Source organism: Streptomyces virginiae, assembly GCF_040638905.1.
In the GTDB taxonomy this organism is placed as follows: Bacteria; Actinomycetota; Actinomycetes; order Streptomycetales; family Streptomycetaceae; genus Streptomyces; species Streptomyces virginiae_B.
This window is the reverse complement of the sequence record NZ_JBEZYV010000011.1, coordinates 186,831-198,898: the sequence shown is the minus strand read 5'-3', so window position 1 is coordinate 198,898 and position 12,068 is coordinate 186,831. Positions and strand designations below refer to the sequence as shown.

The 12,068-nt window shown below is 70.6% G+C and carries 13 protein-coding genes; 5 read left to right on the top strand and 8 right to left on the bottom strand.

The genetic code is table 11. From position 1 onward, the window contains the following. The first annotated feature begins 195 nt into the window (after window positions 1-195). The gene (gene dnaB / locus AB0F82_RS18425) at window positions 196-1,659 is read left to right on the top strand and encodes a replicative DNA helicase (protein WP_362628847.1); all 1,464 of its coding nucleotides are present in this window, start codon (window positions 196-198) and stop codon (window positions 1,657-1,659) included. Window positions 1,660-1,668: 9 nt separating this feature from the next. Then, window positions 1,669-3,054, top strand: coding sequence for a serine hydrolase domain-containing protein (locus tag AB0F82_RS18420; protein ID WP_362628719.1), 1,386 nt, complete (start codon window positions 1,669-1,671; stop codon window positions 3,052-3,054). A 15-nt stretch (window positions 3,055-3,069) separates the two neighbouring features. Here AB0F82_RS18420 and AB0F82_RS18415 read toward each other — a convergent pair whose 3' ends face one another. The 3 genes from AB0F82_RS18415 to AB0F82_RS18405 are packed head-to-tail and all read right to left on the bottom strand — an operon-like array spanning window position 3,070 to window position 5,673. Continuing rightward, window positions 3,070-4,245, bottom strand: coding sequence for a winged helix DNA-binding domain-containing protein (locus AB0F82_RS18415; protein ID WP_362628716.1), 1,176 nt, complete (start codon window positions 4,243-4,245; stop codon window positions 3,070-3,072). 58 nt (window positions 4,246-4,303) lie between these two features. Next, a complete protein-coding gene (locus AB0F82_RS18410) occupies window positions 4,304-4,765 on the bottom strand; it encodes a GNAT family N-acetyltransferase (protein WP_362628713.1) in 462 nt (153 codons plus the stop codon). Window positions 4,766-4,779: 14 nt separating this feature from the next. Beyond that, window positions 4,780-5,673, bottom strand: a complete 894-nt coding sequence (locus tag AB0F82_RS18405; RefSeq protein WP_362628711.1) for a GNAT family N-acetyltransferase — start codon at window positions 5,671-5,673, stop codon at window positions 4,780-4,782. Window positions 5,674-5,848: 175 nt separating this feature from the next. Between AB0F82_RS18405 and AB0F82_RS18400 the strand changes: the two genes are divergently transcribed. Together AB0F82_RS18400 and AB0F82_RS18395 are read left to right on the top strand one after the other, a co-directional pair. Next, window positions 5,849-6,499, top strand: coding sequence for an HAD family hydrolase (locus AB0F82_RS18400; RefSeq protein WP_362628708.1), 651 nt, complete (start codon window positions 5,849-5,851; stop codon window positions 6,497-6,499). Window positions 6,500-6,620: 121 nt separating this feature from the next. Then, window positions 6,621-7,829 carry a globin domain-containing protein gene (locus AB0F82_RS18395; RefSeq protein WP_436842106.1) on the top strand — a complete coding sequence of 403 codons (1,209 nt, stop codon included), beginning with the start codon at window positions 6,621-6,623 and terminating at the stop codon, window positions 7,827-7,829. A gap of 57 nt (window positions 7,830-7,886) precedes the next feature. Here AB0F82_RS18395 and AB0F82_RS18390 read toward each other — a convergent pair whose 3' ends face one another. The 5 genes from AB0F82_RS18390 to AB0F82_RS18370 all read right to left on the bottom strand — a co-directional run bounded on the left by AB0F82_RS18390 (window position 7,887) and on the right by AB0F82_RS18370 (window position 11,558). Continuing rightward, window positions 7,887-8,366, bottom strand: coding sequence for an NUDIX hydrolase (locus tag AB0F82_RS18390; RefSeq protein ID WP_362628702.1), 480 nt, complete (start codon window positions 8,364-8,366; stop codon window positions 7,887-7,889). Between the two features lie 60 nt (window positions 8,367-8,426). After that, window positions 8,427-9,332: a LysR family transcriptional regulator gene (locus AB0F82_RS18385; protein WP_362628699.1), complete on the bottom strand. Its 906-nt coding sequence runs from the start codon at window positions 9,330-9,332 to the stop codon at window positions 8,427-8,429. A 176-nt stretch (window positions 9,333-9,508) separates the two neighbouring features. Further along, window positions 9,509-10,678: a cystathionine gamma-lyase gene (locus AB0F82_RS18380; protein ID WP_362628696.1), complete on the bottom strand. Its 1,170-nt coding sequence runs from the start codon at window positions 10,676-10,678 to the stop codon at window positions 9,509-9,511. After that, a complete protein-coding gene (locus tag AB0F82_RS18375) occupies window positions 10,675-11,166 on the bottom strand; it encodes a low molecular weight protein-tyrosine-phosphatase (protein WP_362628693.1) in 492 nt (163 codons plus the stop codon). Before AB0F82_RS18375 ends, AB0F82_RS18380 begins: the two co-directional genes overlap by 4 nt. A gap of 11 nt (window positions 11,167-11,177) precedes the next feature. Then, window positions 11,178-11,558: a phage holin family protein gene (locus AB0F82_RS18370; protein ID WP_030025779.1), complete on the bottom strand. Its 381-nt coding sequence runs from the start codon at window positions 11,556-11,558 to the stop codon at window positions 11,178-11,180. Between the two features lie 89 nt (window positions 11,559-11,647). On the opposite strand from AB0F82_RS18370, the gene AB0F82_RS18365 reads away from it, so the two are divergent. Beyond that, complete coding sequence (locus tag AB0F82_RS18365) at window positions 11,648-11,965, top strand: cupin domain-containing protein (RefSeq protein ID WP_362628690.1); 318 nt, start codon at window positions 11,648-11,650, stop codon at window positions 11,963-11,965. Window positions 11,966-12,068: the final 103 nt, after the last annotated feature.

Here is a 12,068-nt window from a genome sequence, read left to right as displayed (position 1 = left end):
TCCACATCTCATCCACAGGGCCTGTGGATAACAAGATTGGCTGACGCCGCTCCCGGCCCTACCGTGGGGCGTTGCCCGACTCGCCGAGAGCCGATTCGGGTGCCCCAAATGTCAGAGCCGTGTCGTAGAAAGAGCCGCACGGCGAGGTCCGCGTTGCGGACGGGAGGAGGCGGCCCGGTGAGCATGCCCGAGCCCATGGACGACCCCTGGGCCGACAGCGGTCCGAGTGACCGTCTGCCCGCCCGTCCGCGCCGTAACGGCGAGGGCCGGGGCCGTGGCGACGAGCAGCACGACCGGGGTCGCGAGGGCGGCTCCTGGGACGGCGGCGGCGGCGGCTTCGAGCGCGTTCCTCCGCAGGACCTCGACGCCGAGCAGTCGGTGCTCGGCGGCATGCTGCTCTCCAAGGACGCCATCGCCGATGTCGTCGAGGTCATCAAGGGCCACGACTTCTACCGGCCGTCGCACGAGACGATCTACCAGGCAATCCTCGATCTGTACGCCAAGGGCGAGCCGGCCGACCCGATCACCGTCGGCGCCGAGCTGACGCGACGCGGCGAGATCAGCAAGGTCGGCGGGGCCTCGTACCTGCACACGCTGGTCCAGTCCGTGCCGACCGCGGCGAACGCGGAGTACTACGCGGAGATCGTCCACGAGAGGGCCGTCCTGCGCCGCCTGGTCGCCGCAGGTACGAAGATCACGCAGATGGGATACGCGGCCGACGGCGACGTCGACGAGATCGTCAACAGCGCCCAGGCCGAGATCTACGCCGTCACGGAGCAGCGGACCTCCGAGGACTACCTGCCGCTGGGCGACATCATGGAGGGCGCCCTCGACGAGATCGAGGCCATCGGCTCGCGCAGCGGGCAGATGTCGGGTGTCCCCACCGGCTTCACCGACCTGGACTCCCTGACCAACGGCCTGCACCCGGGGCAGATGATCGTCATCGCCGCCCGTCCGGCCATGGGTAAGTCCACGCTCGCGCTGGACTTCGCCCGAGCCTGTTCCATCAAGAGCAACCTGCCCAGCGTGATCTTCTCCCTCGAAATGGGTCGCAACGAGATCGCCATGCGCCTGTTGTCGGCGGAGGCCAGGGTGGCGCTGCACCACATGCGTTCGGGCACGATGACTGACGACGACTGGACCCGGCTGGCCCGTCGGATGCCGGACGTCTCCGCCGCCCCCCTCTACATCGACGATTCCCCCAACCTGTCGATGATGGAGATCCGGGCCAAGTGCCGCCGGCTCAAGCAGCGCAACGACCTCTCGCTCGTGGTCATCGACTACCTCCAGCTGATGCAGTCGGGCGGCTCGCGCCGTCCCGAGAGCCGTCAGCAGGAGGTCTCGGACATGTCCCGAAACCTCAAGCTGCTGGCGAAGGAGCTCGAAGTCCCGGTGATCGCGCTCTCGCAGCTGAACCGTGGTCCGGAGCAGCGGACCGACAAGAAGCCGATGGTCTCCGACCTGCGTGAGTCCGGCTCGATCGAGCAGGACGCCGACATGGTGATCCTGCTGCACCGCGAGGACGCCTATGAGAAGGAGTCCCCTCGCGCCGGTGAGGCCGACCTGATCGTGGCCAAGCACCGTAACGGCCCCACCGCGACGATCACCGTGGCCTTCCAGGGCCACTATTCGCGCTTCGTGGACATGGCCAACACATAGCATCCGATCATGGATGAGCTTGCCGAGGACTTCGAACTGCTGCCCGCCACCCGGCGCGTGCTGAGACACCGGATCGCCGTCGCGCAGAGCACGGGCCGAGCGCCGTCGATCGTGGCCGCCGTACTCCGCGGCGGGGAGGTGGTCTGGGAGGGATCCCGGACCTCCGTCGCGGGGCACGGCCCGGACGGGAACGTCCAGTACCGGATCGGGTCGATCAGCAAGACCTTCACCGCCGTCCTCGTCATGCGCCTGCGGGACGAAGGGCTGCTGAGGCTCGAGGACCCGCTGGAGAAGCACCTCCCGGGTACCGCCGCCGGCCAGGTGACCATCGCCCAACTGCTCGCCCACACCGGCGGGCTGGCCGCGGAGACCCCCGGCGAGTGGTGGGAGCGCACCCCCGGCGCGCAGCGGCCCGAACTCTCCGACGTGCTGGGTGAGGAGCCCTTCAGGTTCACGCCGGGCAGTAGGCACCACTACTCCAACCCCGGGTACACCCTGCTGGGTTCGCTGGTGGAGGCGCTGCGCGGACGGCCCTGGGAGGAGGCCCTGCGGGCCGAGGTGCTGGATCCCCTGGGCCTGGACCGTACGAGCGGACTGCCGCAGGCCCCGCACGCGGGCGGCTGGGCGGTCCATCCGTGGGCCGACGTGATGATGCCCGAGCCGCTGGAAGACCTGGGGCTGATGGCCGCGGCCGGTCAGCTGTGGTCCACCACCCGGGACCTCGCACGGTTCGCCGACTTCCTGCTGCGCGGTGACGAGCGGGTCCTGAGTGCGGAGTCCGTACGGGAGATGCGGCGGCCGACCGCGCCGCCCGAGCCCGGATCTGCCGACCTCGGCTACGGCCTGGGGATGCAGTCGATGGCCCACGGCGGGCGCCGGTTGGTGGGCCACAGCGGCTCGCTGCCCGGGTTCGTCGCGGGGTTGTGGTTGAGCGAGACGGACGACGTGGCAGCGGTGGTCCTGGCCAATTGCACCTCGGGTCTGCCGGCGGCGGGCGTCGCCGCCGATCTCATCGGAATCGTTGCGGATGCCGAGCCCCCGTTCCCGCGGCCGTGGCGGCCGTTCCAGGAAGCGGATCAGGTGCCTCTCGACGTGTGCGGCCCTTGGTACTGGGGGACTTCGGCCCAGGTGGTTCGGCTGATCGCGGACGGCTCGCTCGAGCTGGCGCCGGTCGGCGGGACCGGCCGTGCGGCCCGGTTCCGGGCCGAGGCCGACGGCAGCTGGACCGGGCTGTCCGGGTACTACGCCGGCGAGACGCTCCGGGCGGTGCGCCGTGAGGACGGCTCGGTGAGCCACCTCGATCTGGCGTCCTTCGTGTTCACGAGGGAGCCGTACGACGCCGGCGCCCCGATCCCAGGCGGGGTCGACCCGCAGGGCTGGCGGGGCATCGGCTGACGGCCAGGGCCGGCCTCAGGCGACTAGCTCACGCTCCAGCGGCGTGCGGAAGCGCGGGGTGACGCGGGCGTCGCCCACCCAGGCGGACAGGCGGGAGGCCTCGGCGGTGATCGCCTTCTCGGCGGTGCGGCCGGGGGCGCACAGCAGCCGCCAGACGATCTCGCCGTCCGGACGCTGGGCCCAGCCGCCGACGATCTCGCCGTTCCACCACACGGTGGGCCCGATGTTGCCCGCGTAGTCGAAGAGGGCGGACCGGTGGGCGGCATCGAGGTGGAACCCCCGGTCGGCCCAGCCCATACCGGTGGGGTCGAGCGCGGGCAGTAGCGCCGCCCAGGGCTCGGGGGCCGGCTCGGGCGCGGTGTCTCCGGGGCTGACGAGGGCCGTGCTGCCGTCGTCGAGGCGTACCCGGTCGGGGCCGACGGCTGTCAGGGCCTTGCGGACGTCCGTGAGGGTCCAGCCGGTCCACCACTTGAGATCGGCCTCGGTGGCCGGGCCGTACGCGTGCAGCCACAGGCGGGCGATCTCCGCGCGGGCCTCGGCGGCCGGTACGGCGGGCCAGGGCGCGGTGTGTACCCAGCGGAACTGGCTGGAGGTCCACGATCCCCGCGGCCGGTCCCGGCGGATCCTGCCGTCGGCGGCCAGCAGGCGGATGACCCGGGTGGCGACCCCCTGCTCCGTCTCGTACATCTTGCCCCGGCTGAGGGTGATCTTCTGGCGCAGGGCGGGTACGGCGGCGGACAACTGACTGCCGGTGAGGGGACCGCGGGTGTCGAGGGTGTCCAGCGCGGCCGCCTCTGCCCGGGCCAGCCACGCGGCGTCGAGTCCCTGCCCGTCCTCGTCCAGGTGCTTGAGGAAGGTACGGCGCTCCTTGACGGCGATGGCACGGGCGGTCGACGCGTCGACGTAGGGGGCGAGTTGCGTTGACACCGCGAAGAGGGTGTTGCGCATGCTGAGCAGCCGCACGACCCGGACGTCGTCGTAGAGCGCCTGCTCGACCATCTCGGGGCCGCCCTCGGCGAGCCGGGCCCGCGCGGAGAGGAAGACGGTCGCGGCGTCGGTGGCGTGCAGGGCGACGACGGAGTCCGCCGCCTCCGCGACCGTCGTGGCGCGGGCTGATGGAGCGAGCCGGTGGCGTCGGCCGAGCCGGCTGCGGCGCTCGGTGGTGCTGATGAGGGGGAGACTGGCGCTCATCCTCCCGATCGTAGGCCGGGCCGCCGACACAGCGGCCAGGCCCGGCCCACGCGGCAGGTCAGAGCTGGAGCTTGAATCCGACGTGCGACGCGGTGAACCCGAGCCGTTCGTAGAAGCGGTGGGCGTCGGTCCGGGTCACGTCCGACGTCAGCTGGACGAGCGTGCAGTTCTCGGCACGGGACTTCTCGATCGCCCACTCGATGAACCGGGTGCCCAGTCCGCTGCCGCGCTCGTCCGCGTGGACGCGGACGCCCTCGATGATGGAGCGTGTGGCGCCCTTGCGGGAGAGGCCGGGGATGATCGTCAGCTGGAGGGTGCCCACGACCCGGCCGGACCGCACCGCGACGACCACGTGCTGGTTCGGATCACCGACGAGACGCTCCAGCGCCGTGCGGTACGGGGTCAGGTCCATCGGGGATTCGCGGGTGGCGCCGAGCGGGTCATCGGCCAGCATGGCGACAATGGCGGGCAGATCGGCCTCGGTGGCGGGCCGGATCGCCAGTTCGGAAGTGTCGGTCACGACGGGAGCTCCTCTCAGCCCGCGGCCACGGTCAACGGCGCCCAGCGGCGGGTCCAGTCACCGGGAAGGTCGGGGATGTCCCGGGCCATCACGGCGTTGAAGGCCACGGACTCCAGGCCTCGTTCCTTGAGCCACGCCAGCAGTCCGTCGTGCCGTACGTCGACATCGGTGCGCAGGACACGGTCCGTGCCCCTGGCAAGAGCGGTGATCAAGGACTTGGCGGTGTCGGTGTCGCGCGCGATGAGTGGGCCGATGACCTGGGTGTGCATATTGGGCCAGGTTGCGGCGTATCCCGTGAGCGTGCCGTCTCCGCCGTGCTCCTCGGAGACGAGCAGCTGGTCGGCAAAGGCCGGCAGCCGCGTGATCATGTGCGTCCGGTCGGCTCCGAAGACCTCGACGTCCAGGCGCAGGATGCGGGGGAGGTCATCGGCGACCGCCGGCCGCACTCGAGTGGTGCCGTGAGCGTTGTAGGTGCCGTCCTCGTGGAAGGCGCCCACCAGCATCTCGGCGCGGCCCGTGGTCTTGAACCCGAGCTCCTCGTAGAGCGGGCGCCCATAGGGCGTGGCGTGCAGGGTGAGGGGAATGCCCTTGAGCACGTCATTGCAGACGTGTGTCATCAAGGCGCGTCCCACGCCCCGTCGGGCGTAGCGGTCGGCCACGAGAACCATGCCGATGGCGGCGAGTCCGGGGCCGGCGGAGGTGCTGCCGTACCGGGTGACGATGCAGGCGGCGGCGAGACCCCGGCCGTCCGGGGCGTCCACGCCGAAGCCGTTTCCGGCGGCGAGCAGCAGTCCCCACTTGTGGTCCTCGCGGAGCCAGCCACGATCTTCGGACAGGTCGGCGCAGCGGTGGAGATCGTCCACGGTCAGCGCTCGGATCGGCAGATCGGTGATGTGTGGTGGTGTCACCGGCCCAGACTGGATCATGGATCAGGAGTCGTCCAGAGGATTTGGCACGCATGTTTCACGTGAAACACGAGTGAGCGGACGGTCGCACCGAACGACGTGCCAGTTGAAACGCCGGGCGATGTTTCACGTGAAACACGGTGTTTCACGTGAAACCAACCCACTAGCCTCGGGGGCTATGACGCGCCTGCACCTCTTCGACCTCGACGGAACGCTGATGTACGGCTCGGCGGCTCCGGTGGAGATCTCCCGCCAGCTCGGGGTGAGTGCCGAAATCGCAAAGTTGGAGAGGTCCTTCGCCGCGCGGGAGATCGGGCCGCACCAGTTCTCGGTCGCGGCACACGCTCTGTGGGCCGGGTTGACGCCGGAGCATGTCAGGGCCGCTTTCGACGGGGCGCCGTGGCTCGCAGGAATCCGGGACGTCTGGCACGAGATCAGGCAGCGCGGGGAGTACTGCGCGGTGGTCTCCCTGTCCCCGTCGTTCTTCGTGGAACTGCTGCTGGAGTGGGGCGCTCATGCCGCCCACGGGTCGGTCTTCCCGGAAGTGCCGTTCACCCGACCCGTGGAAGCGGCCGGGATCCTGACCCCCGAGGCCAAGGTCATGGTGGCCGACCGCCTGTGCGAGCAGTTCGGCGTGACCCGCGCCGACTGTGTGGCGTACGGGGATTCGGCGACCGACATCCACCTCTTCGAGGTGGTATCCGTTTCGGTGGCGGTCAACGCGAGACCGCATCTGGCCGCGCGTGCGAGCCACGTCTACGAGGGGCGGGATCTGCGGGAGGTATACCAGCTCGTGGCGGTGGCGCGCCCGGGAGTTGACGCATCTTAGGAGGAAAGTGGGTTCGAAACGCGGATTTTCCGCGTTTCCCCGCAGGCCTCTGGGACGGCTGGCACGCTGTGAAACCCGGAACCACGGATTCGTAGACCGTGGCGTGTGCAGACCGACCGAGATGCTCGAAGCGAGGCACCGCATGGACGCTCCGCCCACCAGATCGGCCAGACGCGAAGCGGCCCGGATACCCGCCGAGGGCGGTGCGGCCGAGCCCTCACCGGATGCCGTCCTCATCCGCCGGACCCTCGCGGAGATCGCCCCGGTCGCCGACAAGGTGACCTCGTACTTCTACGCCCTGGTCTTCACCGGGCACCCGGAAGTGCGGAACATGTTCCCGGCGGCCATGGACACGCAGCGGGACCGACTGCTGAAGGCACTGCTGACCGCCGCCGAGCACATCGACGATCCCGCAGTACTCGCCCCCTACCTCTGCCGCCTGGGCACTGCGCACCGCAAGTACGGCACCATGGCCGGCCACTACCCCGTGATCGGGGAGGCCCTCGTCGGGGCGCTGGCCCGCTTCGCGACACAGAGCTGGGGGTCGGAGACCCAGGCCGCGTGGGTTCGGGCGTACACCGCGATCTCCCAGATCATGATCGACGCGGCGGCCGCGGACGAGATGAAGGCCCCCGCATGGTGGCACGCGGAGGTGGTCTCCCACGACCTGCGCACCCCGGACATCGCGGTGTTGACCGTCCGCCCCGACCAGCCCTACGCCTTCCTGGCCGGCCAGTACGCCAGTGTGGAGACCCCGTGGTGGCCGCGGGTCTGGCGGCACTACTCCTTCGCCTCGGCGCCCCGGGCGGACGGCCTGCTCTCCTTCCACGTCAAGGCCGTCCCCGCGGGCTGGGTCTCCAACGCGCTGGTGCGCCATGCCCGCCCCGGGGACGTGCTGCGTCTGGGGCCGCCGGCCGGGTCGATGGTGGTGGACCACACCACGGACAACGGGATGCTGTGCCTGGGCGGCGGGACCGGCATCGCCCCGATCAAGGCGCTGATCGAGGACGTGGCCGGACACGGGGAGCGGCGGCCGGTGGAGGTGTTCTTCGGGGCGCGCAGCGACAGCGACCTGTACGACAAGGACACGCTGCTGGGGCTCCAGCGCTCGCACCCGTGGCTGTCGGTGCGGCCGGTGGTCGGCGACGGGTTGGCGGGACAGCTGCCGCACGCCGTGGGGGAGCACGGGCCGTGGAGCTCGTACGACGCATTCGTCTCGGGACCGCCCGCGATGATCCGCAGCGGGGTGGACGAGCTCCTGCGGATCGGCATTCCCGGCGAGCGGATCAGGCACGACGCGGTCGAGGAGCTGGTGGGCATCGCCGGGTGAGACCGGCGGGTACGGCCGGTCCGGGACCGGCGGCAGCCCGCCGGCCCCGGAACGGCCTCAGCCCAGGTCGGGCGCGTGCATGGCGCGCACGCCCTCGATGTTGCCGTCCAGATAGTGACGTAGGGACAACGGGACGAGATGGACCGCTGCGATGCCCACCCGGCTGAAGGGCACGTGGACGATCTCGTACTCGCCCGCGGGCTCGTCGACCTCGGGGCCGTGCCGCAGGCTCGGGTCCATCGATTCGAGGCGGCAGACGAAGAAGTGCTGCACCTTCACGCCGGTCACCCCGCCATCGGCGATGTGCTCGACGGTGTCGACGAAACAGGGCACGACATCGGTGATCTTCGCGCCGAGTTCTTCATGGACCTCTCGGTGGAGGGCATCGACGACGGTGGCGTCCGAGGACTCCACTCCCCCGCCGGGGGTGACCCAGTACGGGTCGACGCCGGGCTTGGTGCGTTTGATGAGGATCAGGTCGTCACCGTCGAGCAGGATCGCGCGGGCGGTGCGTTTGACCACGGGACGTTCGGTCATGGGAGAAGAGTGGCCCACCACTCCGCTTCTGAAACGCGCCACGGGCCGGAAACAGGGGGCTCACCAGTGCACGGCGGCATCCAGCAGTCGCTCGCGTGCCCGCGCGAGGTGGGCGAGAGCGGGGCTCCCTGCCCGTAGGACCAGGAACCAGGTGCGCAGCGGTGGTACGGGAGGCTCCGCGACGGTCGTGATCCGGCCGCTGTCGAGCGCGTCCTGGCACAGGTACCGGGGCAGCACCGCGAGCCCCGCGCCGGCGAGGACGCATTCCAGGACGGCGCGCAGGTCGGGTACGACCACGGTGGCGGCCAGGGACTTGGCGGCCGGCAGGACGTCGAAGACGGCACTCCAGTACCGGGTGACGAGCGGCAGGGTTTCGTGGACCTCGACGAGCGGGATGCCTTCCAGAGCCCCGGGACCGTCGTCCCGCAGCCGGTCCGTGTCGACGAGTGCGGCCCAGTAGGGGGCGGCGACCAGGACGTGCTCCTCGTCGCACAGTGCGGTGGCGGTGAAGGGTCCGCCGCGCGGGTGGGCGGTGGTGACGACGAGGTCGTGGTGGCCGGCTGCGAGCCCGTCGAGGACGGTTCCGGAGTCGCTCTGCAGGGTGGCGCGCAAGGTGTGGCCCTGGCCGACCAGGGGTGCCAGGGCGGGGAGCACGCGCAGGGAGAGGAACTCGGGTGGCCCGGCGACGTGGAGGGCGCGCAGCCCGCCCGCGTCCTCCCGCTCGGCCTCGGTGATCCGGAGCAGGGCGTCGAGGTGCGGAGCGGCCTTGTGGGCGAGTTCGTCGCCGACGGCGGTGGGGGTGACACCGCGGGCCCGGCGGTGGAAGAGCGGTCGTCCCAACTGCCGCTCCAGGGTACGGATCTGGGAGGTCACGGCGGGCTGGGACAGTCCGAGGAGGGCTGCGGCCCGCGTGAACGAGCCCGCCCGGTGGACCGCGACGAAGGTGCGCAGCAGGGCCAGATCCATCGCGACACCTCTCGGTGGGGGTCTACAACTATAAATATGCAGATAGGCCCCTGTCGCTACCGTGATTGGACTCTGACGCAGAGTCAATTAGCCTTGACGCGTGGTTCTTCGCGCGCGGAACCCGGGGCGGTCCGAGCCACTAGGGGGGAGGCTCGGACCGCCCTTTCCACTGCTGTTCAGCGATCGTGACCGGCCGGGTCGAGGGCCCGGTCGAGGGCCCGCAGGACGTCCGCGACCAGGTCATCGGGGTCCTCGGCTCCGGCGGAGAAACGGATGAAGCCCTCGGACACGGCGTCGCCGCCCCACCGTCCGCGCCGCTCGGCGGTGGACCGCACGCCGCCGAAACTCGTGGCGTCCTCGACCAGGTGCAGGGCGGCCATGAACCGTTCCGCGTGCGCCCGGTCGGGCAGAGTGAAGGAGACCACCGAGCCGAAGCCCCGCATCTGGCGGGCGGCCGTCTTGTGCGAGGGGTCCGTGGTCAGCCCCGGGTAGCGCACGCCGTTCACGTCGCGGCGCTCGCTCAGCGCCTCCGCGACGGCCAGTGCGTTGGTCCACTGGCGCTGCGCGCGCAGCTGCATCGTGGCCAGCGAGCGGTGGGCGAGCCAGGCCTCCATGGGGCCGGGGATCGCGCCGATGATCTTGCGCCACCCCCGGACACGGGCCGCGAGTTCCGGGTCGCGGCACACGACGTACCCGAGCAGCAGGTCCCCGTGGCCGGTCAGGCCCTTGGTGCCGCTCGCCACGGAGAAGTCGGCGCCGAGCTCCAGTGGGCGCTGCCCCAAAGGGGTGGCGAGGGTGTTGTCGACGGCGACCAGGGTCCCGCCGGCGTGCGCGGCTCCCGCGAGGCGTCGTACGTCGCACACGTCGAGCCCGGGATTGGACGGCGTCTCCATCCACAGCATCCGTGCGCCGTCGAGGACCTCGAGCTGGGCGTCCGAGCCGGTGGGGGCGGTACGCACGTGGATCCCGTACGCCTCCAACTGCTCCCGCAGCAGCGGCAGCGCCTGGTATCCGTCATCGGGCAGGACGACGGTGTCGCCCGTGCGCGTCTGGGAGAGGAGAACGGCGGAGACCGCCGCCATGCCGGAGGCGAAGACGACGGTGTGCACGTCCTGGCCGGGGGCTTCCAGCTCCCCGATCGCCCGTTCCAGCAGGGTCCAGGTCGGGTTGGTGTCGCGCCCGTAGGCGTAGGGGCCTTCGACGTCCCCGGGGAGGTGGAAGTGGGCGGCGAAGACCGGCCCCGGCAGGGGCGGTGCGTTCTTGACGGCCTCGGGCAGACCGGCGCGCACGGCGCGGGTGCCGTCACCGATCGTCTCGCCGGCTCGTTCGGGGAAGTACTCGTTCACGCGGTGTGCTCCTTCATCGCCTCGCGTACGGCCTCCAGCAGACCGGGGCCGGCGGCCTCGATGAGATCCAGGCAATCCTCGAACCCGCCGATCGGCCCGTAGTAGGGGTCCGGTACGTCGTACGGTCCGGACGTGGCCGCTGGATCGTAGGACCGCAGCAGCCGGACCTTGGCGGCGTCCCGTGCAGTGGGTGCGAGTGCCCGCAGGTCCCGCAGGTGTCCGGCGTCGAGCGCGATGACGAGGTCGAGGCGGGAGAACCAGGACGGGTGGAACTGCCGGGCGCGGTGGTCCTGTGCGTAGCCTGCGGTCTCCAGGACGGAGATCGTGCGCGGGTCCGCGCCGTCGCCCTCGTGCCAGCCGCCGGTCCCGGCGCTGTCCACCTCGACGAGGGCGTGGAGTCCGGCCCGTTCGACATGGGCGCGGAAGACGGATTCGGCCATGGGGGAGCGGCATATGTTGCCCGTGCAGACGAAGCAGACCCGGTACATGTGCGGCCCGCTCAGTCCTTGTCGGGAAGGACCATGTTCACGGCCCAGGAGACGACCGAGATGATCAGGCCGCCCAGGAGTGCGGTCCAGAACCCGTCGACATGGAAGCTGAGGTCGAGCTGCGTGGCCAGCCATGAGGTCAGGAGCAGCATCAGGGCGTTCACGACCAGTGTGAACAGCCCCAGGGTGAGGACGAAGAGCGGCAGCGAAAGCAGCTTCACGAGCGGCTTGACGATCAAGTTGACCAGACCGAAGACCAGGGCGACCAGGATCAGGGTGAGTGTCCGGCGGCCGAGACTGCTGCCGTCGTCGAGGGTGATGCCGGCAAGCAGCCACACGGCGACGGCCAGGGCCGCGGCGTTGGCGAGCGTCTTGACTACGAAATTCGTCATGTGTCTGATCGTGGCAGAGAAGATCCCGGTGGGACATCCGCAGATCAGCGGATGCGAGGGAACGATCGAGTACAAGGGGCACAACCACGATGAAAGCCTTCCGGCTTGACGAGCTCGAAGCGGAACGGGCCGCCAACGACGGCGCCTATCTGCAGTTCCTGCGCGAGCGGAACATGTCGGTCGGGCTGTACGCGCTCGACGCCGGCCAGACCGATTCGCAGCGGCCGCACGGTCAGGACGAGCTGTACTTCGTCGTCAGCGGGCGGGCCTCGATCACGGTCGGGGAGGAGACCACCACCGTGGCGCGCGGCAGCGTCGTCTACGTCCCGGCGGGCGTCCCGCACAAGTTCCACCACATCACCGAGGACCTGAAGGTGATGGTGGTGTTCTCCCCGCCCGAGGGCTGAGCGGTCCCGCCGGTGAGGGTCGCCGCCCTGATCCCCCTAAGGGGCGGATCAGGGGACTCCGGGGGCTCGCGGGCCCCGATCGGCGCCCGCGGGCTCCTAGCAT

What these genes read in the sequence shown, in the direction of transcription:
- AB0F82_RS18370 (WP_030025779.1), bottom strand. Translation starts at nt 11,558, where the DNA reads ATGACGAATTTCGTAGTCAAGACGCTCGCCAACGCCGCGGCCCTGGCC.
- AB0F82_RS18385 (WP_362628699.1), bottom strand. Translation starts at nt 9,332, where the DNA reads ATGGATCTGGCCCTGCTGCGCACCTTCGTCGCGGTCCACCGGGCGGGC.
- AB0F82_RS18365 (WP_362628690.1), top strand. Translation starts at nt 11,648, where the DNA reads ATGAAAGCCTTCCGGCTTGACGAGCTCGAAGCGGAACGGGCCGCCAAC.
- AB0F82_RS18375 (WP_362628693.1), bottom strand. Translation starts at nt 11,166, where the DNA reads ATGTACCGGGTCTGCTTCGTCTGCACGGGCAACATATGCCGCTCCCCC.
- AB0F82_RS18395 (WP_436842106.1), top strand. Translation starts at nt 6,621, where the DNA reads ATGCTCGAAGCGAGGCACCGCATGGACGCTCCGCCCACCAGATCGGCC.
- AB0F82_RS18420 (WP_362628719.1), top strand. Translation starts at nt 1,669, where the DNA reads ATGGATGAGCTTGCCGAGGACTTCGAACTGCTGCCCGCCACCCGGCGC.
- dnaB (WP_362628847.1), top strand. Translation starts at nt 196, where the DNA reads ATGGACGACCCCTGGGCCGACAGCGGTCCGAGTGACCGTCTGCCCGCC.
- AB0F82_RS18390 (WP_362628702.1), bottom strand. Translation starts at nt 8,366, where the DNA reads ATGACCGAACGTCCCGTGGTCAAACGCACCGCCCGCGCGATCCTGCTC.
- AB0F82_RS18400 (WP_362628708.1), top strand. Translation starts at nt 5,849, where the DNA reads ATGACGCGCCTGCACCTCTTCGACCTCGACGGAACGCTGATGTACGGC.
- AB0F82_RS18415 (WP_362628716.1), bottom strand. Translation starts at nt 4,245, where the DNA reads ATGAGCGCCAGTCTCCCCCTCATCAGCACCACCGAGCGCCGCAGCCGG.